The sequence below is a fragment of the Bacillus sp. PPSBB_11 genome (assembly GCF_038023285.1).
GTDB classification, from domain to species: domain Bacteria; phylum Bacillota; class Bacilli; order Bacillales; family Bacillaceae; genus Bacillus; species Bacillus altitudinis.
Genome location: NZ_CP150633.1, coordinates 1,743,762 through 1,765,880, shown reverse-complemented (window position 1 = coordinate 1,765,880; position 22,119 = coordinate 1,743,762). Strand labels below are relative to the sequence as shown.

The following is a 22,119-nucleotide window of genomic DNA, read 5'->3' as shown; positions in this document are numbered from 1 at the left end:
TATTTAAGATCAATATTATTTCACTAAAAGAATGTTTTGGCAGATTATCTGTCAGCAAGGAGGCTTCTCATGACAACTTTGACAAACGAGATGAAACAAACCGTGACAGACATCTTTGAACATCTGCACGCCCATCCAGAAATCAGCTGGGAAGAGACAAATACGACGGCTTATATTGAAGATCTATTAAAGAAAGCAGGCTGTAAAACGAGAACATTTGAAGACTGTACAGGGGTGATCGGTGAAATTGGGGAAGGCGCACCAGTAGTCGCTGTGAGAGCCGATATTGACGCATTGTGGCAGGAAGTAGATGGCGTATTTCAAGCCAACCATTCATGCGGACACGATGCTCATATGACGATGGCACTTGGGACATTCATGGCATTGAAAGAAAAAGAACTTCCAAGTGGCACGATCCGATTCATTTTTCAGCCTGCCGAAGAAAGAGGCGGCGGCGCTTTAAAGATGATCGAAAAAGGTGTGTTAGCTGACGTCGATTATTTATACGGGGTGCATGTGCGCCCAATTCAAGAAACCTTAAACGGACGTTGCGCTCCTGCCATTTTGCACGGATCAAGTAATCATTACGTCGGGACCATTCTAGGGGAGGAAGCTCACGGTGCACGCCCGCATCTTGGGGTCAACGTCATTGAAGTTGCATCTACGCTTGTGCAGAGACTGGCACATATCCATGTCGATCCACGAGTCGCCCATTCTGTGAAAATGACCAATTTAAATGCAGGCGGCGGCAGCTCCAACATCATACCTGGCAAGGCCTCTTTTACACTCGACGTTCGGGCACAGACAAATGAAGTGATGGATGAATTAGAAAAGGAAATTGAAAGAGCATGCCATTCTGTAGCGGATGCTTTTGGCGCCTCTATCACACTTTCAACTGATCATCGTCTTCCAGCTGCGACATTAAATGAAGAAGCTGTGGAGATCATGTCACATGCCATAGAGCAAGTGCTAGGCAAAGAACAGCTCGATCCACCGATCGTGACGACAGGCGGAGAGGACTTTCATTTTTATGCAGCAAAGGTTCCGCATATTAAATCGACGATGCTCGGTTTAGGCTGTGATTTAAAACCAGGGCTACACCACCCTTATATGACATTTGACCGCTCTGCCATTTTTACCGGTATTGAGATTTTGACGGAAGCTGTATACGAAACACTTCAACAGCATTCATCGTAAAATAAAAAAACCACCCGTCTTTTCTGAAGCGGGTGGTCTCCTTTATTTTACGCATTCACATCTGTCATTGCCGGGACATTGATTTCTTTGACACAGGACACCCTGGATAGATGAATAACACATCTCGCCAGCTCGACAATATCTTGTACAGGTATTCTCGTTTCATCATACAGAGCAATGGCTTTTTCAGCGCCATCTTCGTACGGAACTTCTGCCGCCAGCTCTCCTGGATTGATACAGGTAACGGATATTTTATCTTTCCTTACGTGCTCTCTTAGTGCGTTCACAATACCACGAAGCCCAAATTTAGAAGCAACAAAAGAAACCTGAGGCAAATTCGTATGGTCAAGTCCCGCAGTAGAACCAATGACGATGATCTTTCCATTCTCAGATGTCCTTACGTGCGGAAGCAGAGCTTGAATGTAGGTAATCGTTGAGGTAACGTTCACATTGATTAAATGAGCGATATCCTCCGGTTGATCATGATCGAAAGAATAATCATCTTCAAAGCCGCGTTTCTCCCATAAACCTACGTTATAAATGAGTACATCAATTGTCTGATCCTTCAATGCTTCGAGCATAAAAGGGATATGGGTTTGGCTTGATAAATCGATCTTCAGCCAGATTCTACGCACCCCATCGTCTATGTTCAAACTGCTTGGTTCACTTCGTGACACAATCCATACTGTATCTCCACTTGAAGGAAGACCTTTTACAAAGGCATCCCCTAATCCTTGACTCGCACCAAATATGATATAGTTTTTACTCATGCTTCCTCCTTCATGGCTCACTTACGAGCTTCCATCCATACACCCATTCATCTGTAAGCGTTTTATACCTATATCATACAATGTCTTATACATGCCTGCCCCTTTTATGCTCATCTTCACTTTCTAAATGGCCTAGCTTCCTTATTTCCTTTAATTCCGCTGGTAACGCACGCGCTTCTATAAAGCTTTTGATCATGTCGACAAAAAGTTCTTTCTTTTCAAAAGTAAACGTATGTCCAATGTCAGGAACGATGAACCCGGCTGCATTCGGGTGTGCATTCGTGATCTTTTCTGCTGACCTAGTCATAATGCCCTTTTCCTTTTCTCCCACTGTCACAAGAATCCGTGCCTTTGCTTGTTGAAACGTGTCAGGGAGCTTGTAATGAAGATTTTCTTGAAACATCGTAAGCAGCGTCTTCTTCTGCAATTGTTTGGAATCCGCTGCATAATGATCCAGTACATCGTTTGGAAGTCCCATCTTTTCTGCTTGCAGCTGGATGAACCAATCTTTCTTTAATAACGGATATGTAAGAGGTAAAATGGGCCTTACCATCAAATAGAGCCATGGTAATGGCAACACAAGGGCGCTATTGATGATGGCGATGTCTGCGATGTCTGGCTCTCTCGATAACACATCAACGGCTACCTGTGCACCTAGAGAGAAGCCAATTAGAATGACTGTACGGCCATGTGCATGCTCCTTTATCCATGAAATGATTTCATAAGCACTTTCTCGCATGGAAAACGACGTTTCATTTGCTCTTGTCCCGTGACCAATAAAATCAGGGGTATAGCATTCATACGTTTCCTTGAATATTTCCATATGCTCCTGCCACATCCAGCTGCTTACGCCTCCACCGTGCAGGAAAATCATCATTGGTTTTTCCACCATCGACAACTCATCCACCATCCTTATATATAAGAAAAAGCAGTCGCTTTTTGAGCAGACTGCTTTTTCCATATGCTCCCTTCTATTATAAGGGAACTGTTATACAATTGGCTATTTTTTCAAATCTTCGATCGAGTTGACGTTTTTCATATAAGTCGGAACAACGAGACCCATGCGAAGACCCTTCATACTTGTACCGAGATCATCATATTTTCCTTTAAACTTCGCTGCATACGTTTTATGCGTATTTGGAAGCCATGCAGATAATGATGCATCAGCACTTCCGGTTGCAATTGCTGTCCACATTGGGCCCGCTTCAACCTGAGTCAAGGTCACTTTAAAGCCAAGTTCACGCAATACCTCTGCGGCCACATTGGTACTTGCAATCTCACTATCCCACGCAACGTAGGCAAGATTGATTTTGTCACCGTTTGACTTTTTCACGCCTTTTGTCCATTTCGCTACTTGATCTTTATGCTTTTTCACATATTTAACTGCAGCATCCTTTGGTTTGACGCCATCCTGAATATCAAGCATCACTTCACCCATATCATCTTGAGACCATTTAAACTGACTGAGCATTTTGGCTGCTTCCGGCTGATCCTTCGCAAATCCTTTACGAGAAATGGTGTGAATTTCTTCTTCGTCACCATATGATTTTTTCGGATCATCTAAATATTTCAAATCGTAGCGGGAAAACATCCAGTGAGGATTCCAGCCAGTGATGATAATCGGTTTTTTACGGTCATACGATTTCTTCAATGTCGCTGTCATCGCTGCACTTGAGGCAGATACAACCGTCCAATCCTCTAAACCGTAATCCTTTTTCGCTTGATCGGTTAAGGCCATAATACCTGAACCCGGATCAATCCCGATAATCGTTTTATTGACCTGCTGTGCTGCACTTGCATTTGAATCTGATTGTGCACCACAAGCCGCTAGTAAAAAGACGAGCAGGGCGGTCATCCCAATGTAGAGAGACTTTTTCCACATTAAGCATTCCCCCTGGTTTTTTTCGTTTTAATGTTTTGTGTAATACGATCCAGTGTGATCGCTACAATAACAATGGCAATACCAGCTTCAAAACCAATCCCTGTTTTCAGCTGCGTTACTGCACTATATACTTCCGAACCAAGTCCTGGTGCACCAACCATTGCCGCAATGACGACCATGGATAGAGCAAGCATGATACTTTGGTTAATCCCAGCTAAGATGGTTTTTGTAGCAAGTGGAAGCTGAACTTTGAACAAACGCTGGAATGTCGTTGAACCAAAAGCTTCTGTTGCTTCAATTAAATCAGATGGTACTTGTTTAATCCCGAGAATGGTCATACGAATCGTTGGCGGCATAGAGAAAATAACCGATGCCACAACGCCAGGTACTACTCCGATGTTAAAGAAGAAGATTGCTGGTAAAAGATAAACGAATGCAGGCATTGTCTGCATTAAGTCTAAAATAGGTGTGACAATTTTACGCACTGTTTCCTTCTGTGATGCCCAAATACCGATCGGAACCCCGATCACGATAGAAATGACCACAGCTGTCAGAACGAGCGCAAGTGTTTGCAGCATTGGCTGCCAGTAGCCTAAATAGTCGATCAGTAAGAATCCAATAAGTGTGAAAAGAGCAACTCCTCTTGTACTGATCCACCAAGCAATGCCGGCAAAGATAAGCGTTAAAATAATGGATGGAATGACGCCAAGTGCAGCTACAATACCATTTACTGTTCCAGCTAATCCATTTGTGATGCCATCAAAGAAACCACCAAAGGTTAATGTTAACCAGTCAACAAATTGATCGATATAATCCGCGAACGGAATTCTAGGTAAATCACTCATACTAAACATCTTATTCTACCTCCTGTGCAGAAGGCTCTTGTGCTTTAATTTCCTCTAGCTTGTTAGAAGACATGTTGATATATTCATCATTACCTGATAATGCACCAATCAATGCACCTCTGACCACAATACCCTTCATTCTGTTTTTCTCATCTACAACGGCAATTGGAATGTTCGCATCAGACACCGCGTCAAAGATCTCTGTTAAATACGTTGATTCCAATACTGTCGTAAATTCTTTATCAAGAACAGTTTCTAGCGACGCACCCGTTTCTGCCGCTTTTTTCGCTGCTTGTGCAGAAATAACACCTAATAAATGCTTTTTCTTATCTACTGCATAGATAGACGAAATACCAAGGTTCTTCATGAGCGTGAGCGCAACACGTGCCCCTTTATCAATCTGAACTGTTTCTGCACGTTTCATAATATGACCAGCGGTTAATACTTTAGAAAGGTCTACATCTTCAACGAAACGTTCAACATACTCGTTCGATGGGTTCATCAGAATTTCTTCTGGTGTTCCGATTTGAACGATATTCCCGTCTTTCATGAGGACAATGCGGTCGCCAATACGAAGCGCTTCATCTAAATCATGCGTGATGAAAATAATTGTTTTTCCTACAGACGTATGAAGCTCAAGCAATTCATCCTGCATGTCTTTACGAATTAATGGATCTAGTGCGCTGAATGCTTCATCCATTAACAAAATATCAGGGTCATTAGCTAGTGCACGTGCCAATCCAACACGCTGCTGCATACCGCCACTTAATTGATTTGGGTACTGCTCTTCAAAACCTTCAAGTCCAACAAGCTTTAAAGATTCAAGCGCTTTAGAGCGGCGCTGTTCTTTCTCTACACCTTGCAATTCAAGCCCGTATTCTGTATTCTCCAGAATGGTACGATGCGGGAACAATGCGAAGTTTTGGAAGACCATGCTGATCTTTTTCCGTCTAACTTCACGCAATTGATCCTTTGACATATTTGTTATCATATCCCCATCAATATAAATTTCGCCGGAGGTTGGTTCGATTAACCTATTTAGCAGCCGCACAAGTGTGGACTTTCCGCTCCCTGATAGCCCCATGATGACAAATATCTCGCCGTCATACACATCAAAATTTGCTCGATTGACACCAACTGTTGCGCCGGTCTCTTTTAGGATTTCTCTTTTTGTCTTCCCTTTTTCAAGCATTTGAGATGCTTTTTTCGCATTTTTACCGAAAATTTTAGATACATTATTTATCTTGATTTTGATCTTTCTCTCTTCAGAATTCATTTTTTCCCTCCAAATTAGCATCTTTATAACCGTAACATAAGCGTTATGATGCGAACAATCTTTAGAATTCGCTTATTTCCGTACAATATGTATGAATTCCATATAGAGGTCTGGTGATTACAGTTTATACGCCGTATTACTCGTAAATCCTATAGAATGCTTCATAAACTACATATTTTACGGGGTATTTTCTCTCACCAGACAATATTTTACTGGAAATTCCTTATTGTGCTAAAAAATAAGTCGAGTCCTTGTGATAGCGGCCTTTTTCTTTCATGGGTGAACCATGCCCCTGAACAGGATTTACCCGAAAAAGGTCACATAAAAACCTTTTTTCTCAAATTTTAATCAAATTCATGAAAAAACTGCCTGCAACTTTCGTTACAGACAGCCTGTTTTTTTAGGACTCTAGGGCAGCTTTCTTAATATTATCTTGAAGCTCAAGCATACGTTTTGTTCCGTCCTCACGTAATCGTTTGTTTTCTTCTTCAATCTGCTTCGTCTCTTTCATCCCTTGTACAATCGTATTAAAGGATGATTCGATCGTTTCAATGTCGATGCTTGGACGACCTGATAATTTAGCAATCTCAACACTTTGACTTGAGATATTTTCAGCATTTCGTTTCAGCATTTCATTCGTTCTTCTGTCCAGTTCACTCATGGAATCAGCCACAAGCTTTTGTCTCTTCACTGTCACCGCTTGAATAATTCCATTTTTGAAAATTGGAATCGTAATGATGAAGGCAGAGTTAATTTTCCCGATTAATTTCGTATTACCACGCTGTAGCAAACGGATTTGCGGTGCCGTTTGAAGTGCCACCATCCGTGCCATATCAAGATCATATACACGCTCTTCAAGCGCTTGAATTCCATTACGAAGCGTATCTAGCTCCATTTGTGCCAGCTGGTTTCCCCCCGCCGCTTTTTCTTCATAAGAAGGAACCAATTGTTTTAATTCTTCGATCTTCATTTGCCCTGCGACGACATACTTTTCAAGCTCCATATAGTATTGAATGTTATGCTCATACATTTCTTCAAGCGTGACCGTCGATTTGGTCATTTCATCTTTGTATTTACTAATTTCCACATTGATTTTTTCAATTTCTGCACCGAGCGTTTGATATTTGCTGAAAATCTTCTCGATCATGCTGCCGCCGCGTTTAAAGATTTTTGATAACAAACCGCCCTTCGGCTCGTCAAAATCATTTTTATCAAAACGATCCATAATCTTTCCAAGCTGTGTAAGCATCGTTCCTGAGTCTGTGACACTTGTTGAACGCATCATAGAGAGGATACGGTCAGAAAACTTAGAGATTTCGACAGCCGGCTGTTTTCCGTATTCAAGCAGTTCAAGCTGATTTTTGGCATCAATCTGTCTCGCAATGTTTTGGACTTCTGGTTCATTGCGCAGCTGAACGCGAATATCGTCTGCCTTTTCAATCGTGATTTCCTCTTTATCAATTGAAATGATGTCATTTCCGTTTGTATTTGTCATAAGCTTTGATCTCCTTATCGGTTTTTAATGGATTGAAATAACTTTCTCACAATAGACGGCTCTTTAAACTCTTGGTTCATGACCATTTCATCAAGCCAATGTGTATCAAATAATTGATCGTCTATATACCGCTCTATACACTGATAGCCGGCGGGATGATACACGAAGAGATCCACACCCATTTCATTTAGGAAAATCAGGGCAGCCGCATCAGAACGAGTCAGCTCACCATTATATTCCGTATGGTATAAAATCACTTTCGGTACAGTCTGGGCATAATCAAAGGTTTGAATGAGTTCAATTACATCTTGGTTCATATGCAAAAGCTGCTTGAATAAATAAATACGCACATCTAATTCGGTCTCATGGCCTTCTTTTAACAGCTTCGGATGCTGACATATGCGAGAAATGGCCTCTGCGATCGCACGCTGCGTGCCCTCATATAAATGCGAGAACTGCCACACATTGCTTTTCATTACCAAATCAGGGTCAACCTCTCCTGCTTTAGAGAGTGCATGCTGATAATGAAATTGATAATTCGAAGACACTTCTTGTGTGAAAGGGAAATGACGAATCGTTTTCGTTTCTTTCCCCTCCATTAGCGTGTGGATACGGTCCCAATATTCTCGCTTGTCTCTCGTCACCCCCATCATCTTCGCAAAAAGATTCGGAATCTGTATGGTGTCACGGTCTGCTTTGAAATTCGGGCGGATAAACGACCGTTCCTTCGCAATTAAAAATAGCTCATCATACGTTGTCTTTAGCGTAATAGAATGAGGGGTATGATCTCTGAATTGCCATGGCTTATACAGCATGGAATCTTCTGTGTGAAGTACCTCTTCAAGCTCTCTTGTCGAACGGTACGCCACCGTTGATTTCCTCTCAGGCTTTTCAGTAGGGAACGGTTCAAGCTTTGACGTCCCTGGATACTGATCAATAAAAGTCAGCTTTTCTTCTGGATCTAATTCACGAAATTGATCCTTGCCTTCTGGATGAAACAGCACCACATCACAGCCAATCAGCATGACATAGTAAAGAAAATAAAGCTGACTTTTATTCGCCTCTCCATACCAAATGACAGCTGGCATTTTTTCTTCCATATTGCCTTCCTTCAGCCATTGTCCTAGATGATTATTTGAAAACTTCACCACATCTAGCAACACACGGCGGAAATCAGGATGCTGGAATCCCCCTTCATGCAGCTGCTTGAAATGTTCAAACACCTGAATTAACGAAAGGCGAATATGCCGGTTCATCACTGGGTTTGGATGACGGACAATGAGCTGTTCACCGTCTAAGAAAGCCACAAATCGATTCACGGACAATCCCTTTTCTTCCTGATTGATCATATGAATCCGCTGGAGCGCTTGAAAGTGCTCCGGCTCAATATGACGGTTGAGGGTTTCACTTAAAATATGCATGCCGTCAGTTTCGTATAATTCATGTAAATAAATAAAATAATCGGTTGCATCATGCGGAGTTCCAAGGACACGGGCGGCGAGACGCGGCAAGGATAAGGTGTGCTCGTCCTTGACGTAGCCGTCTCGTTCAGGGAGCGGCTTTTTCAGCAGGTTTTTCCAGGCTTCCTGTTTCGCCCGTGTCTGGGTTACGTTGATTTCTTTATAACTCACGCCGCTCCTCCCTTTCTCCTATATTTTCTCGAAAGCTACTACTATCATATCATTCAGCCTTCTACTTCTGCTATCGAATCGAAGGCTTTTTTGCTGTGTTCATCTTCTTTGCGACAGAAGCGGCGATTTCGTCTGCCGCCGCCATGCCAGAGGCTGTCGTCGGTTCAAACGATAGCTCAGCATCTAAGACTTCCCCATGACTCGGAGCGAAGCCTTTATCTGCTTGACGTATGAGATCAGCATCTAACAAGGAGTCGCCCGCTCCATAAACATATTCAAGGTGTAGCCTTTCTTTTAGAAAAGCAACAGCAGCCCACTTATTGAGCGGCTTTGGAATAAAATACAGCTTTCGGCCTTGAAGGGAAACTTGCCAGCCTCTCTCCTCACTCCACAGCCTTAATTCAGCGAGCGGAATATGAGAAAGAAACTCGTCTTTCATAATTAAATAAAGAAATCTTCCCTCAGCTGTTCGAGTACGTTTCACCCAAGCGGCAACCGGAAGTTCAGAGATCGCCCGCAGCATATCTATCACTGGCATACACTCTTGCAGTCTCTCATCTACAATCGCCTGCCACTCCTCAAGCGGCTTACCGTGATGAAGGATACAGCCGCCGTTTGTCGTGACGGCATACTCTGGTTTGATCTCTTGCTGAAAGAGAGTGATTCGTTCAAATTGTGCTGTCGTTCTTGTCGTCACTGGGATAAACCAGCCTGCTTGATGAATTGCCTGTAAGGAGGCTTTCGTTTCAATAGACATATAGGAAAGCGGCCGGTCGTCCAGCACCTCAATTAATTCGTATGCTCCCTTGTATGCATACTGCTCAAGCATTCGATGTGAGTATATCAGTGTCCGGTCTAAATCACTGGCAAATGCGATGTTCTTCATGACGATTGCTCCAACGGGCGGATGAGCCCGCAGCATGTGTAGGACATGTTGGCATATTCAATGACGGGCACGCCTCTGTCCTCTGCGAGTAGTAAAATGTGCTTGAGCTTTTCCCGAGATCCAGGCTGAATGAGTATTTTCCAAGGGACTCTTCTGAGCAGCACACGGGTCGTCTCACCGACGCCCGGCTTAATCAAATGTGTATTGTCTATTTTGAACTCCTGACCAATTGCTTCAATGGATGTCATCCCCCGCCAGTCAGGAGGCGTTCCTTGTGCGAGCAGGGTCTCTGCTTTCTCTTGTACATTTGCATTAAGTTCAGAAAATGCTTCTTCAATTGTATTCACGTACAGATTAGAGACATCCTCATCAATGAGCTCTTCATAATACTTGGCCCCATGGAAATCATCGGCATGGATCCAGCGGTTGTTTAGCACCGTTCGACTAACTAGACCAGAGACCGTTGAATTCAAGCAGGCACTTGGAATGAGGAAATCCTCTCTCGTTCCGTAAACACTCGTACAATAACCAGGATCAGCAAGCACAGCTAGCTCACTCGAAAGACGAATTCCATATTTCTGTTCAAAATCAAGCACCGCTTTTTGAAGCTCTTTGGAAATAGCACCCTTTCCGGTCCAGCCGTCAATAAAGGCAATCTCAAAACCTGGATGTTCTTTGAGGATATAATGTAGCGCATTTTCATCTATTCCACGGTCACGAATAATAGAGATGCTATAATGCGGCAAATCGAGACCATACGTCTTTCTGATATACCGTTTAATGAGCACCCCGATTGGTGTCCCAGCCCGTGCCAAGCTGCACAGAACGGTTTGAAAACCTCGCTTTTTCACAATTTGTTCTGCGACAACCGCTACGGCTTCCGCTACCTTTTGCTTACTTTCTTCAAGAGATTGATAGAATAAGTCCATATAAGATGCCGTCGGCTTATATTCAATTGGCAGCATTTCTGAGTAATGGGCACCGCTTTGAATAGAGCGCTCCCGCTCTTCTGTACTTTTCTCCATCTCAATCGACGATAAATCCTTGAGTAAGAAGGTTACGTCCTGCTCTGGATAGCTTCCCATCTTTGTATACACGTTAGCCATTCACCTTCACCTCATCTGATAAAGTCACAATATGCACATGCTTCACATGCCGCTCAGCAAATAAGTGGATCAGCGGCATCAAAGCTTCTTGAGACACCTTTTTCTCAAAAAACAAAAAGACATCATCGTACTGATCTTTAGGGATATTGTACACATAGTGCTGAATGCGGGCATCCTCTGGACTCAAAAATGCGAATCCGTTTTGAACGGCGTACCCTTCCTTTTCAACCGGATGAATCGGACTTCTTGTCGTCGAATGAAAAAGGACACCTTCGCCCATATGAGCTGCAAGTCTCATCGGCACATACATCAATTCTCCTGTCCCTAAGCAGAGTGTCTGTTTTCCTTTTCGTTCTCGCTGAAGCTTCAGCCCAGCCTCAGCAGCTGCTTGATCAATGGCGTCCGTGTCCGCTGCGCTTAAACCGAAACGACCTGTTTCATGGATATACGGCGAATGCCCCGCCGGATTGACTGCATGGGAAAGTGAATATGGCACTTGCTTAAAGAAGGATTGAAGAGAATGAAAAGAGAGTTCAGGTCTTTTCTCTTGCGCAGCAATTTCATACGAATAAGCAGGCTCATCCAGCGTTGTCCCCCGAAACATCATCTGCCCTTTTAATAAAGATAATGATGTGATATTTACCCCTAGCTCCTCTTGAAGCTGAAGCATCGCTTCCTCATGCTCCTCTGTTCTCCAATCTAAAATGGATAGAATCGTATAAGAGGATCTAGGGTGCTTTGCGTGCAGATCCCGAATGATATTCATATTTGTCCGGCCTGTCGTGACCTCATCATCTACTAGCACAATCGGGCGATCCGTCCGAAGTAAGGCGTCATCTGCGTAGCAAAGCTGATCTGTCGCATGAGAATGTTCCTCTTCAAATACGAGTGAAGGATCAAGATCCAACAGCTGTTCACGTGTCGTATGAATGTAAGATGCTCCTTCTATGACGTCATACACACCATGACCAAGCGCTGTTGCCGTTTCAGCAAAGCCGATCACAATCGGCTCGTTTACCGCCGAAAGCTTCTCTTTTTTGAGCGCAGCATAGGCTTCAGTTAACTTAACATGATCATTCGTTTTTAGTGCTTCTACTACATCGTCTTGATGCGGGGGCGTCTTGCCTGTTTGTTCTTTTGCATAAGCCATTGCCAAAAGACCTGAGACGAGGAGTGGCTTCAACGGGTGAACAGGCATATGTTTCCCGAGCACCTTGCTAACAAATAAAAAGGCTCTCTTTTTGTTCACCCGTGCCGCCATGTCAAAAAGATGTTCTTTTTCAAGCTGAAGCGTACCCTCTTTGAGGTTAAGCTCCACCTCCATATGTTCCAAGATGTTCAGCGTATGCGGCTTCTGATTCTGTGAGTATGTCGATATAGCTTCTATTTTCATGAAACACCCCGTAAATGTCTGACTTCATTAAAATGTTTTCCGCCCAGCGATAGTGCGGCTTCGTTTCGTTCATTTTATTAGAAAAGGTACTCTTCATCACGCCGACTGTACCATCTGCATGCTCTAAAATACTTAATGCATCCATGTACTCTTCCTTTGTGACAACGTACATGCTTTGAACTGGCTTGAGATGCGTTGGATGGATGACTGTCTTGCCATGAATACCGTTTACCACATCCAGCCTTGTCTCTTTGAGCAGACCTTGCATATGATCGAGCTCAGATGATAAAGACTCACCACTCTTAGAAATTGCACGGATGAATGGATTTTGTTCTTTTCGTGCCGGTCCAAAATGCTCACATACAGCTCCTGATATCACAAATGAACGACCAAAATAATTGATGATATCTGTGATCAACTCAGCAATGACTCTGATCTCATAAATGGTGGTCTCGCGATCACGGCGAATGCCGTACAATCCACACAGATCCGTTGCCCCAATGCGAATATTCAAAATATATTCCTCATCATTCAGCATGATCTGCTTTAACTCAGACAACACCTGATATCTCGTTTCTTTTTCTAATAAATCTGGTGTTTCTAAAATGGGCATTCCGTATAGTGTTTTCTGAGTTTGTGCTGAAGCTCGTTTCAAACTGTCTACATATTCCTTTGCATTGTGAACGGAGCACTTTGGAAACACAAAACCAGTCAGTAAATGAAGAGAGGAACCGAGCAAATCTGCCATTTTGAGCAGCTGTTTGGGCGAACGAACCCGAATAAATAAAAGCGGCAAATGCTCAGCCATTTCTGGAGATTGATGAATTGTCTCAGAAAGGCAGGTCAATTGTGCCACTATATTCTGTTCAGCCATGTCCACTTCCTGATCACCAATGGCGTCCTCCAAGCAAAACACAACAGAGCAAAGCGCTTCATATTTCTGCGAAAGCAGCATGTCTGCTACATCCTGTCTTGTCGCAGGCATATACAAAGTAGCACCTAATGCATGCGCAAGTACATGCCTTGGCGTCAATGAATGAACTGCCGCCGGCCGCTTAAAAAAAATATCGTGCTGCCTCGTCTCTGATAAAAAACGAAAATATCGCATGCAGTGCCACCTCCTGTTGTAATGACTTGATGATTCAAAAAAGGATGGAGCCGCTAGTCAACTCCATTCCTTTTTGATCGTCCTATTCTTCTTTTGAAGCCGCAGCTTCGTTTGTTACACCTTGATGCTTCTTCTTATTGATTTTATGAACAATAAACGTTCCGATAAACGCTAGGATAATAATCGCAAAGAATGCGAGATGCGGGATTTCAATATGAGCAGCACTTAAGCCCATTTTGATGGCAATAATTCCAATGAGAATAAATGCCGTATTCTCAAGCTCTGGTATACGGTCGATGAGCACAAGGAATAATTGTGCCACTGTACGCATCATGAGAATTCCAAGCATTCCACCTAAAAGAAGAATCCATACTTCCTCAGATACAGCGAATGCAGCAAGAATACTATCTACCGAGAAGGCAAGGTCCATAATTTCTACAGAAATAACAGTTGCCCAGAAGACGCCAAATACACGAATCATCCAGCCTTCTTTTTTCAATTCCTTCGCTTCGTCATCTCCGTCACCTAACCAGAAGTGCTTAATGACCAGCCAAGCTAAGTATGCAGCGCCTAGAACCTTAATCCACCAAAACTTAATAAGCAGCATCCCTACGCCAATGAATAGAAAACGGAAGAAATAAGCGCCAATTAATCCGTAGGTTAATGCCTTTTTACGCTGCTTTTCAGGTAAATGTTTCACCATAACAGCTAATACAAGTGCGTTATCCGCTGACAACAAACCTTCAAGCACGACAAGGGTCCCAATAAGCCCCCAAGAGACAGGGTCTGTTAATACCTCTGCCCACATATGCCAATCAAAAAACGAGGCATACGTGTCCAACATATGTTTCAAAATGTCCAACTGGTTTTCCTCCTATAAGTGTAGAAGCATCAGCAGGCTTTCGCCTGCTGTTATTCTTGATCGCTGTTTCTTTCTCACTTTGGAAAATACCCTCATATGAGTCATTGGCAGCGCCTCTTGAATGAAGTTGTTTCTTCTCTTTACACTTCTAACCCATAATTTTGACAAAGAGCAGCAAGTCCGCCAGAGAATCCGCTTCCGATTGCGTTAAACTTCCAATCGCTGCCGTGTCTGTATAGTTCGCATACGACGACAGCTGTTTCAATTGAGAAGTCCTCCCCTAAATCAAAACGAATCAATTCTTCCCCGCCCTCTTCATTTACAACACGAACAAATGCATTAGAGACTTGTCCAAAATTCTGGCTACGTGCCTCTGCATCATGAATCGTCACTGTAATTCCGATACGATCAATGTTAGCAGGAATTTTCGAGAAATCAACGAGAATTTGCTCGTCATCTCCATCTCCTTCACCCGTACGGTTATCACCGGTATGAGTAACACTACCGCTTGGATGCTGCAGATTATTATAGAACACGAAGTCTGTGTCTTGTTGACAACGATTGTTTGCATCTACTAAGAAAGCCGAAGCGTCCAAATCAAATTCGGCTCCGCCTGAATATTTATTCGTATCCCAGCCAAGTCCGATCATCACTTTTGTCAGCCCTGGATTGGTTTTCGTTAAATCGACACGTTGTCCTTTTGAAAGCTGAATCGCCATATTCGTATCTCTCCTATCTCCTGAAAATATGAAAACGGGCGTTACCCGATATCTAAGCCGAAGTCTGTTGCAATGCGGGCAAGTCCGCCTTGATAGCCTGATCCAACAGCTGAGAATTTCCACTCTCCGCCATGACGGTATAATTCACCTACAATAATCGCTGTTTCAATTGAAAAGTCTTCTGCCAAATCATAGCGAATGAGCTCTTCATTTGATGCCGCATTTAAAATACGGACGTAAGCGTTAGACACCTGTCCAAAGTTTTGGCTGCGTGCTTCTGCATCATGGATTGTAATGACGAAGGAGATTTTCTCAATACTTGCTGGTACAGTTGAAAGATCAACATTGACCTGCTCGTCATCTCCGTCTCCTTCACCTGTACGGTTATCGCCTGTATGTACGATACTTCCGCCACCGCCAGTTGTTTGATTGTAGAAGACAAAGTCAGATGGAGAGTTTGCTTTCCCTGCTGCATCTAACAGGAATACGCTTGCGTCTAGATCAAAGTCATGTCCGCCATCATACTTGTTTACATCCCAGCCAAGACCTACGACTACTTTTGTTAAACCTGGATTCGTTTTTGTTAAATCAATTTTTTGACCTTTCGCTAAAGAAATTCCCACTAGGAACCTCTCCCTTCTAAATTAAATGTAGTTTCTCGTAATATCGGCAAGCTTCGCATCGTTTGTACCATTTCCTACAGCTGCAAACTTCCACTCATTCTCGTGGCGATAAAGCTCTCCAACGATTAATGATGTTTTACCTGCATATTCATCTTTCAAATTATATTTCACTAATTCTTGATTGTTTGAACGGTCAACAATTCGGATGTAAGCATTTTGAATCATACCAAAGTGTTGGTTTCTTCTAAGTGCATCATAAATGTTCACAACGAACACCAATTTATTCACATTGCCTGGCACCTTGCTTAAGTTGACGAGGACTTGTTCATCATCTCCGTCTCCTTCACCTGTCAGGTTGTCACCTGTATGCTCAACACTGCCGCATTTGCTTTTCAAGTTGCCAAAGTAAATCAAATCTTTATTTTCAACAAACTTATCATTTTTCAGCATCAGCACTGAAGCGTCACAATCAATATCAGCGCCGCCTCCGCCGCCAAACAGCTTTCCAAGAAAACCGCCGCCTTGTGACACAGGGTCCCAGCCAAGTCCAACTAGAATATTGGTTAGTCCTGCTTTTCCTTTTGTTAAATCAATACGTTGACCTTTTTCTAATGTAATCGCCAAATCAATCACTCCTCCAGCATAATAAAAATCTATTTATTAAGCGATGGACCCTATTAAAATCATCATACATGAAAATTCGACAAAATTCATGAAATGACATTGGAGCCTCTTACTCTTTTTTCTATTTACTAGTATATACGATCTATGTATAAAAGAGGTTTCAATATGATGATATTTTTTTAAAGAAAGATCCATGACAAAAATGATTCATGTCGTAAAAGAAGTGTTTCATGTGAAACATTGTCGAATGTTCCCGTTATACAGCCTCTCGCTTAAAAACAGAGCTCGCCTCCACTTCATATGTTGATATAGAAAATTCACATACATAGCTGTGATAAACCCTTTCATTTCCTTCCGTTCATGACTTTCTTTATACTTATGAATAGAATTCAACGTATTGATGAAAGGGTGTTGATGATGCCATCACTTCATATATTAGATCAAGTCGCCATCCCTAAAGGCCAGTCCGCACAAGAAACATTGGTTCATACGACAGAGCTGGCCAAGCTTGCGGAAACACTGGGGTATGAGCGGTATTGGTTTGCTGAACACCACAGCACGAGAGGACTCGCGAGTACAGCGCCTGAAATATTAATGGCACATATTGCTTCACACACATCGACATTGCGCACAGGCTCTGGGGGGATTTTACTCCCGCAGTACAGCCCTTTTAAAGTAGCAGAAGTCACCCGCCAGCTTGAAGCCCTTTACCCTGGGCGGATTGAGATCGGGGTTGGTAAATCCCCAGGCGGAATTGAACGGACGAGACTCGCTTTGACAGACGGCGTGAAGAAAGAACTGTCTCAATTTGACCGCCAGTTGGAGGACCTTCTTTTTTACTTATCTGACAGCCTGCCTTCTGGTCATCGGCATGCAGGAGTGAAAGCGGCTCCGCTCGTTGATTCTTATCCGCCAGTCTGGCTGCTTGGACTCGGGGAAAACAGTGCCATCCAGGCGGCATCACTTGGAATCAACTATATTTTCGGACATTTTATTCATCCTGCACGAGGCCGGCAAGCTTTTGAAGCGTATCGGTCACACTTTTCTCCATCCGTTTTCTCACGTCAGCCTCAGTCTATGTTTGCTGTCTTTGTGATCTGCGCAGACACAGACGAGGAAGCAAGCCGCATTTCCACCAGTACAGATTTATGGCTGCTTCGGGTTGAAAAAGGGCTGGACAGTCGCGTTCCTTCTATAGAAGAAGCAGAGAACTATCATTACACTGAGCAAGAAAAGAAAAAAGTGTTACAAAACCGCCAGCGAATGATTGTTGGCTCAAAGCAAACAGTGAAAGAACAGCTGCAAATCTTAATGGACCGCTATCAAACAGGCGAGATCATGATATTAAACAATTCATTTGATCCAATGGAAAAGCAGCGTTCCTTTGAACGAATCGCAGAACTATTTTGAAGCCAATCTTTCGTTGGCTTCTTTTTTACATTGTCATAAAAAATGGGAAATGTAACATCGAGATGTCAAAACGCTTCCTTCTGTCATCTGATCGCAAATGTGTCTTCTAATCGTTAGCGAACTGTAAACGCATTGTAGGTGTACCTTTTATATAGTAGAGGTACATATGAAGTAACGGTTTACAATGCTGAGAAGGAAGGAGATGACTGGCCTTGAATAAGCGACTCGACTGGGTGGATGCGGCTAAAGGAATCGGCATTCTGCTCGTCGTTATGGCACATGTACCCATTCCTGATTCATTCAAGCAATTTATATACTCTTTTCATATGCCACTCTTCTTTTTACTATCAGGTATGATGTTTCGATCATCTTCACAACCTGCTATGTCATTTATACAGAAAAAAGCGAAAAGCTTGCTCTTACCTTATCTCTATTTCTCCATTATTACGTACGTTTTCTGGTTCACGGTGACCCGATTTTTCGCCTTTAAAGGGCAAACAGATATTGATCCCTTCGTTCCATTTACGGGAATTTTCATTTCAAATGCCGATGAAGCAAGACTGACACATAACCCAGCCATCTGGTTTTTAACGACACTCTTTTTAGTGGAAATGTTGTTTTTCTTGATGCATCGTCTGACAAAAGGAAAACCAGCTGTATTGATTTTACTGACCGTCCTTTGCGGTGGAGCCGGATATGCTTCCACGCTATTGTTAAACCAGAGTCTCCCTTGGAATGCCAACGTTGCGTTAACGGCTGTTGTGTTTTATTCAATCGGATTTTTAGCAAAACAATGGTTTGTGGAATTAAAAACAGATCCTACCCTTCTGTTATGTACAGGTCTGCTTGTACTGACTGCATATATGCAAAGCTTTAATTCACGAATTGATATGCGGGTCAATGACTATGGAGATCTATTCATTTTTTATGCTTGTGCACTGCTCGGTTCAGCTGCTGTCATTTATTTAAGCTTCAAATTGAAAACGTCCACGATATTGACGTATCTCGGACGTCATTCCATTGTGATTCTCGTCCTGCAATTTGCCGGTATCGATATCATGAAGGCATTTGTTTATTACGGACTAGGCATCAATATCTCTGATACAGCGCAGCTTTCTTGGACGCTCTTTTATACGATCGGTACATTGCTGCTCATGGTGCCATGTATCTCTTTCTTGAGCAAGTATCCTATGCTGCTCGGCAAACCAGCAAAGTCAGCACACCGCTACAAAGAAAAAACATCCGCCGGCTAACGGGGCGGATGTTTTTCTATTATTCATTTAATTGAGATGGATAAAGTGTCATTCCTCCATCAACAAATAATGTAGTACCTGTAATATAGGCAGCTTCTTTCGATACGAGAAATGCAGCGGCGGACCCAATCTCTTTCGGATCGCCAAACGTTCTCATTGGAATTTTCTCAAGCTGCTTTTGTTTTTTTTGTTCATCTTGAAGGTCGTCATTTGATTCCGTTGCCATCGTACCTGGTGCAATCGCATTGACCCGAATACCCGCTTCGGCATAATCAAGAGCCAGCGTCTTCGTCATCATATTCATTCCTCCTTTAGAAGTAGAGTAATGAACATTGAACGGACGCGGGATCTCTTGATGGACACTGGATATATTCAAGATGGATCCTTTCACATCATGTTCCATCATATAGGCAATCGCTGCCTTTGCTCCTAAAAATGAGCCTGTGATATTCACATCAATGACCTTTTGCCATTGTTCCAACGTCATTTCATGCGGCATTGCTTCTTCACCATTAAATCCTGAATTATTGACGAACACATCTAGTGCGTTAAAATTCTCCAGCGCGGCATCCATTAACGCCTGAATTCCTTCCTCTTTGGAGACATCTGCGTGTACTTTCACCGCCCTACCTCCATGCTGCTGAATGGCTTGTACTGTTTCTTCAGCACCCTCTTCATCGCCTTTATAATTCACAACCACGTTCATTTGTTCTTGTCCAAATCTCAAGGCGATGGCTTGCCCTATGCCTTTAGAAGAACCTGTCACAATGGCTGTTTTCCCTTTTAAGTCTTGATACATTTCATTTCCTCCAATCACGTGCTTCATCTTGTTGATACACAATGGTTACCCATTTTGAAAAAAAGAAAAACACAATCCTCTTGAATACAAAGGATTGTGCTGTTCATCAAGCTAAAAGGTGTTATAAACATTCTCACATGTTTCGGCTGTGGGCTGGTAAAAGCAATGTGACTTATACCTTGCCACAAACGGCTGATTGTACCAAGTGGATGGACAATTTCCAGGCGGTTTAAAATACCAAAGGCTGAATTTCGCAGGCCAAAATCGTTCACCATTAATGTTCCTCCGTGCAAGTGTCTTTTCACTTTCTCGTGCTCGCTGATAAAAATAGCCATGCGTGACTGCCTCAAACGCATGCTCCTGATAAATCATTTGTGGAATCGTACGCAGCCCTTTAAAGTCAGAACAGTTGGCACGCAAACGATTGATGCCTACATTTCCTACAAGCAGCATCCCTTGTTTCCCTTCACCTTCCGCTTCGGCTCTCAGCAGTCTGGCCATTAAATCAATATCAGAGCTTGTCGCTCTTACCACTGCCATACATCCACCTCCCATTCATTTCTCTTTTATTTTATGTAGGGTTTCTGTGTAGATGACTGCCATTTTGAAGGGAAAAGACACATTCCGTGTCGAGAGCCTGTCTAAATACCTCAACATTTCGCTGGACAAGTGTCTCTCTGTCAACAACACACAAACCTAGTGATCATACACATCACAGGAAAAAATATTCATTACTAACGACTCATTTACAAGTCATAAAAATCCTTCTATTTGCTACATCTTCTTCAAAAACAGTCATTTGAACCTATTCAATAATCCGACTCAAAACCTTAAAATATAAAATGTTGAGTTTTTACAGGAGATTTCAAACAATAAAATACACATTTCTCCTCTCAACATAGTGTCATTTTTACTACTTGAAGTGGATGAACCTTTCGAACGCACTGAGGTATTGACAGTACTTTCGCTTCATTCTACAGTAAAAAACATACAGTATTTTTCTTTTTGTGCAAAAAGAATGATATGAACTAAAGCTTTCCAATGAAATTCACCATAAAACCCGAGGAGGAAAACATCTCATGTTTAAAAAGAAATTATCCCTGTTTCTTCTGATTTTGTGTGTAACTGTTGTCGCTGCTGCTTGTAGTGGTGGAAAAGACAAAACTGCTGCGAAAGAAAGCGATACAAAAAAATCCCTTGATGCAGCTGAAGTAAAAGTAGAAAGTGCTGAGTACACTTTACCACCTCAATACGATACATCTGTTCAGGATGATCAATATGTCCTAAAAGTGAATGTATCTGTAAAAAACATCAGCAAAGAACCATTGAATGTGGATAAAAGCAACTTTACGCTTTACCAAGATGACGCTCAGGTGTCTACCATCTCTCCTGATGACTACAACGAAGTATTATCTTCAAGCTCTCTAAATGCAGGTAAAGTATCAAAAGGTGGTCTTTTCTATGTAGTTGATAAAGAAAAAGACTATCAACTTGTCTACACAGAGCCTGGTTCTGGATCGAAAAAAGATGACAAAACACTAGAATTCGATATTAAAGGAAAAGACTTGATGAAAAAGGCAGATACACTTCAAGCGTCTGCAAAAGCCCTTTCTTCTTATATTGATGTCATGATTTTTGGTAAGAAAAATGACGATTTCGAAAAACTAACAGGTGATAACAAATCAACTGTCGTCAACGAATTTGATAAATCATTCAAACAAGGCTATATTTCTTCTTCTGGTATTTCATCTAGCTCAGCAAAAGACGAAAACCTTGATAAGCTTCTAAAAGCTGTGAAAGAAACATTAGCTGAAAAATCAAAAGTATCAACGAAAACAAAATCAATCAGCGGTGATAAAGCTGTCGTGACTGTGACACTTACACCAATTGATGCAAGCCCGCTTGTCGATCGTTTAAAAGAAAAAGCAACTGAATTCTACAGCAAAAATCGTACAGCATCTTATGATGATGCACAGAAATATCTACTTTCTATCTATCCAGATGAATTTAAAAAATTAGGACCATCATCTTCTGAAGAAACAGTAGAAGTGAACATGAAGAAAAACGATATCGACCAATGGAAACTTGATTTGAACGACTACAAAACAAGCTCATTGGTTGAAAAGTTCATCAAGAACTAAAGAAAAACCCCCGTTTCCCGGGGGTTGGTCTGATCCAGAGGAGTATTTTCGCCAGATCGAGCTGAACAGGCAGTCACAGCTCGTACAAGGAAGCATGCA

General features: G+C 42.5%; 21 protein-coding genes. 4 read left to right on the top strand and 17 right to left on the bottom strand.

Annotated elements, in window-relative coordinates; genetic code table 11:
• Positions 1–69: 69 nt before the first annotated feature.
• On the top strand, positions 70–1,197 hold the full coding sequence (locus V7L95_RS08835) for a M20 peptidase aminoacylase family protein (protein ID WP_008342120.1): 1,128 nt from the start codon (positions 70–72) through the stop codon (positions 1,195–1,197).
• Positions 1,198–1,244: 47 nt separating this feature from the next.
• Here the strand turns inward: V7L95_RS08835 and V7L95_RS08830 are convergent, their stop codons facing one another.
• From V7L95_RS08830 to V7L95_RS08760, 15 genes are all read right to left on the bottom strand, one after another.
• A complete protein-coding gene (locus tag V7L95_RS08830; protein ID WP_007498314.1) occupies positions 1,245–1,967 on the bottom strand; it encodes an SDR family oxidoreductase in 723 nt (240 codons plus the stop codon).
• 85 nt (positions 1,968–2,052) lie between these two features.
• Entirely contained in the window at positions 2,053–2,928 is an 876-nt protein-coding gene (locus tag V7L95_RS08825) for an alpha/beta hydrolase (RefSeq protein WP_017366559.1), read from the bottom strand.
• A gap of 39 nt (positions 2,929–2,967) precedes the next feature.
• On the bottom strand, positions 2,968–3,849 hold the full coding sequence (locus tag V7L95_RS08820) for a glycine betaine ABC transporter substrate-binding protein (protein ID WP_008342122.1): 882 nt from the start codon (positions 3,847–3,849) through the stop codon (positions 2,968–2,970).
• Entirely contained in the window at positions 3,849–4,694 is an 846-nt protein-coding gene (gene opuAB, locus V7L95_RS08815; RefSeq protein WP_024718999.1) for a glycine/proline betaine ABC transporter permease subunit OpuAB, read from the bottom strand. The genes V7L95_RS08820 and opuAB overlap by 1 nt, the downstream gene beginning before the upstream one ends.
• Before the next feature lie 10 nt (positions 4,695–4,704).
• Positions 4,705–5,970, bottom strand: coding sequence for a glycine/proline betaine ABC transporter ATP-binding protein OpuAA (gene opuAA / locus V7L95_RS08810; protein ID WP_017358586.1), 1,266 nt, complete (start codon positions 5,968–5,970; stop codon positions 4,705–4,707).
• Between the two features lie 400 nt (positions 5,971–6,370).
• The gene (locus tag V7L95_RS08805; protein ID WP_025206695.1) at positions 6,371–7,465 is read right to left on the bottom strand and encodes a toxic anion resistance protein; all 1,095 of its coding nucleotides are present in this window, start codon (positions 7,463–7,465) and stop codon (positions 6,371–6,373) included.
• A 14-nt stretch (positions 7,466–7,479) separates the two neighbouring features.
• On the bottom strand, positions 7,480–9,096 hold the full coding sequence (locus tag V7L95_RS08800; protein WP_025206694.1) for a YceG family protein: 1,617 nt from the start codon (positions 9,094–9,096) through the stop codon (positions 7,480–7,482).
• Between the two features lie 70 nt (positions 9,097–9,166).
• Positions 9,167–9,982: an HAD family hydrolase gene (locus V7L95_RS08795; RefSeq protein WP_340968884.1), complete on the bottom strand. Its 816-nt coding sequence runs from the start codon at positions 9,980–9,982 to the stop codon at positions 9,167–9,169.
• The gene (locus tag V7L95_RS08790; protein ID WP_024719003.1) at positions 9,979–11,088 is read right to left on the bottom strand and encodes a cysteine protease StiP family protein; all 1,110 of its coding nucleotides are present in this window, start codon (positions 11,086–11,088) and stop codon (positions 9,979–9,981) included. Before V7L95_RS08790 ends, V7L95_RS08795 begins: the two co-directional genes overlap by 4 nt.
• Positions 11,081–12,412 (bottom strand): phosphoribosyltransferase family protein, encoded by a 1,332-nt coding sequence (locus tag V7L95_RS08785; RefSeq protein ID WP_098680981.1) that lies wholly within the window; start codon positions 12,410–12,412, stop codon positions 11,081–11,083. The genes V7L95_RS08790 and V7L95_RS08785 overlap by 8 nt, the downstream gene beginning before the upstream one ends.
• Entirely contained in the window at positions 12,396–13,589 is a 1,194-nt protein-coding gene (locus V7L95_RS08780; protein WP_340968882.1) for an HpcH/HpaI aldolase/citrate lyase family protein, read from the bottom strand. The genes V7L95_RS08785 and V7L95_RS08780 overlap by 17 nt, the downstream gene beginning before the upstream one ends.
• A gap of 82 nt (positions 13,590–13,671) precedes the next feature.
• Entirely contained in the window at positions 13,672–14,451 is a 780-nt protein-coding gene (locus V7L95_RS08775; protein WP_008342130.1) for a TerC family protein, read from the bottom strand.
• A gap of 140 nt (positions 14,452–14,591) precedes the next feature.
• Positions 14,592–15,170: a TerD family protein gene (locus V7L95_RS08770; RefSeq protein ID WP_007498343.1), complete on the bottom strand. Its 579-nt coding sequence runs from the start codon at positions 15,168–15,170 to the stop codon at positions 14,592–14,594.
• Positions 15,171–15,211: 41 nt separating this feature from the next.
• Positions 15,212–15,793: a TerD family protein gene (locus V7L95_RS08765; protein ID WP_008342133.1), complete on the bottom strand. Its 582-nt coding sequence runs from the start codon at positions 15,791–15,793 to the stop codon at positions 15,212–15,214.
• A gap of 21 nt (positions 15,794–15,814) precedes the next feature.
• Complete coding sequence (locus V7L95_RS08760) at positions 15,815–16,417, bottom strand: TerD family protein (protein ID WP_017358594.1); 603 nt, start codon at positions 16,415–16,417, stop codon at positions 15,815–15,817.
• A 417-nt stretch (positions 16,418–16,834) separates the two neighbouring features.
• On the opposite strand from V7L95_RS08760, the gene V7L95_RS08755 reads away from it, so the two are divergent.
• Complete coding sequence (locus tag V7L95_RS08755; RefSeq protein ID WP_035703092.1) at positions 16,835–17,827, top strand: LLM class flavin-dependent oxidoreductase; 993 nt, start codon at positions 16,835–16,837, stop codon at positions 17,825–17,827.
• Between the two features lie 212 nt (positions 17,828–18,039).
• A complete protein-coding gene (locus V7L95_RS08750) occupies positions 18,040–19,080 on the top strand; it encodes an acyltransferase family protein (RefSeq protein ID WP_017358596.1) in 1,041 nt (346 codons plus the stop codon).
• Between the two features lie 19 nt (positions 19,081–19,099).
• On the opposite strand, the gene V7L95_RS08745 is transcribed toward V7L95_RS08750, so the two are convergent.
• Positions 19,100–19,879 carry a glucose 1-dehydrogenase gene (locus tag V7L95_RS08745; protein ID WP_008342137.1) on the bottom strand — a complete coding sequence of 260 codons (780 nt, stop codon included), beginning with the start codon at positions 19,877–19,879 and terminating at the stop codon, positions 19,100–19,102.
• Between the two features lie 111 nt (positions 19,880–19,990).
• A complete protein-coding gene (locus tag V7L95_RS08740; protein WP_008342138.1) occupies positions 19,991–20,419 on the bottom strand; it encodes a cell wall hydrolase in 429 nt (142 codons plus the stop codon).
• A 539-nt stretch (positions 20,420–20,958) separates the two neighbouring features.
• Between V7L95_RS08740 and V7L95_RS08735 the strand changes: the two genes are divergently transcribed.
• Positions 20,959–22,020 carry a DUF4352 domain-containing protein gene (locus tag V7L95_RS08735; protein ID WP_035390550.1) on the top strand — a complete coding sequence of 354 codons (1,062 nt, stop codon included), beginning with the start codon at positions 20,959–20,961 and terminating at the stop codon, positions 22,018–22,020.
• Positions 22,021–22,119: the final 99 nt, after the last annotated feature.

Excerpts from the sequence above, each read along its gene's own strand:
- V7L95_RS08805 (WP_025206695.1), bottom strand. The coding sequence starts at position 7,465 with ATGACAAATACAAACGGAAATGACATCATTTCAATTGATAAAGAGGAA.
- V7L95_RS08740 (WP_008342138.1), bottom strand. The coding sequence starts at position 20,419 with ATGGCAGTGGTAAGAGCGACAAGCTCTGATATTGATTTAATGGCCAGA.
- opuAB (WP_024718999.1), bottom strand. The coding sequence starts at position 4,694 with ATGAGTGATTTACCTAGAATTCCGTTCGCGGATTATATCGATCAATTT.
- V7L95_RS08820 (WP_008342122.1), bottom strand. The coding sequence starts at position 3,849 with ATGTGGAAAAAGTCTCTCTACATTGGGATGACCGCCCTGCTCGTCTTT.
- V7L95_RS08830 (WP_007498314.1), bottom strand. The coding sequence starts at position 1,967 with ATGAGTAAAAACTATATCATATTTGGTGCGAGTCAAGGATTAGGGGAT.
- V7L95_RS08785 (WP_098680981.1), bottom strand. The coding sequence starts at position 12,412 with ATGGAGGTGGAGCTTAACCTCAAAGAGGGTACGCTTCAGCTTGAAAAA.
- V7L95_RS08835 (WP_008342120.1), top strand. The coding sequence starts at position 70 with ATGACAACTTTGACAAACGAGATGAAACAAACCGTGACAGACATCTTT.
- opuAA (WP_017358586.1), bottom strand. The coding sequence starts at position 5,970 with ATGAATTCTGAAGAGAGAAAGATCAAAATCAAGATAAATAATGTATCT.
- V7L95_RS08795 (WP_340968884.1), bottom strand. The coding sequence starts at position 9,982 with ATGAAGAACATCGCATTTGCCAGTGATTTAGACCGGACACTGATATAC.
- V7L95_RS08825 (WP_017366559.1), bottom strand. The coding sequence starts at position 2,928 with ATGGAAAAAGCAGTCTGCTCAAAAAGCGACTGCTTTTTCTTATATATA.
- V7L95_RS08745 (WP_008342137.1), bottom strand. The coding sequence starts at position 19,879 with ATGTATCAAGACTTAAAAGGGAAAACAGCCATTGTGACAGGTTCTTCT.
- V7L95_RS08735 (WP_035390550.1), top strand. The coding sequence starts at position 20,959 with ATGTTTAAAAAGAAATTATCCCTGTTTCTTCTGATTTTGTGTGTAACT.
- V7L95_RS08780 (WP_340968882.1), bottom strand. The coding sequence starts at position 13,589 with ATGCGATATTTTCGTTTTTTATCAGAGACGAGGCAGCACGATATTTTT.
- V7L95_RS08790 (WP_024719003.1), bottom strand. The coding sequence starts at position 11,088 with ATGGCTAACGTGTATACAAAGATGGGAAGCTATCCAGAGCAGGACGTA.
- V7L95_RS08755 (WP_035703092.1), top strand. The coding sequence starts at position 16,835 with ATGCCATCACTTCATATATTAGATCAAGTCGCCATCCCTAAAGGCCAG.
- V7L95_RS08770 (WP_007498343.1), bottom strand. The coding sequence starts at position 15,170 with ATGGCGATTCAGCTTTCAAAAGGACAACGTGTCGATTTAACGAAAACC.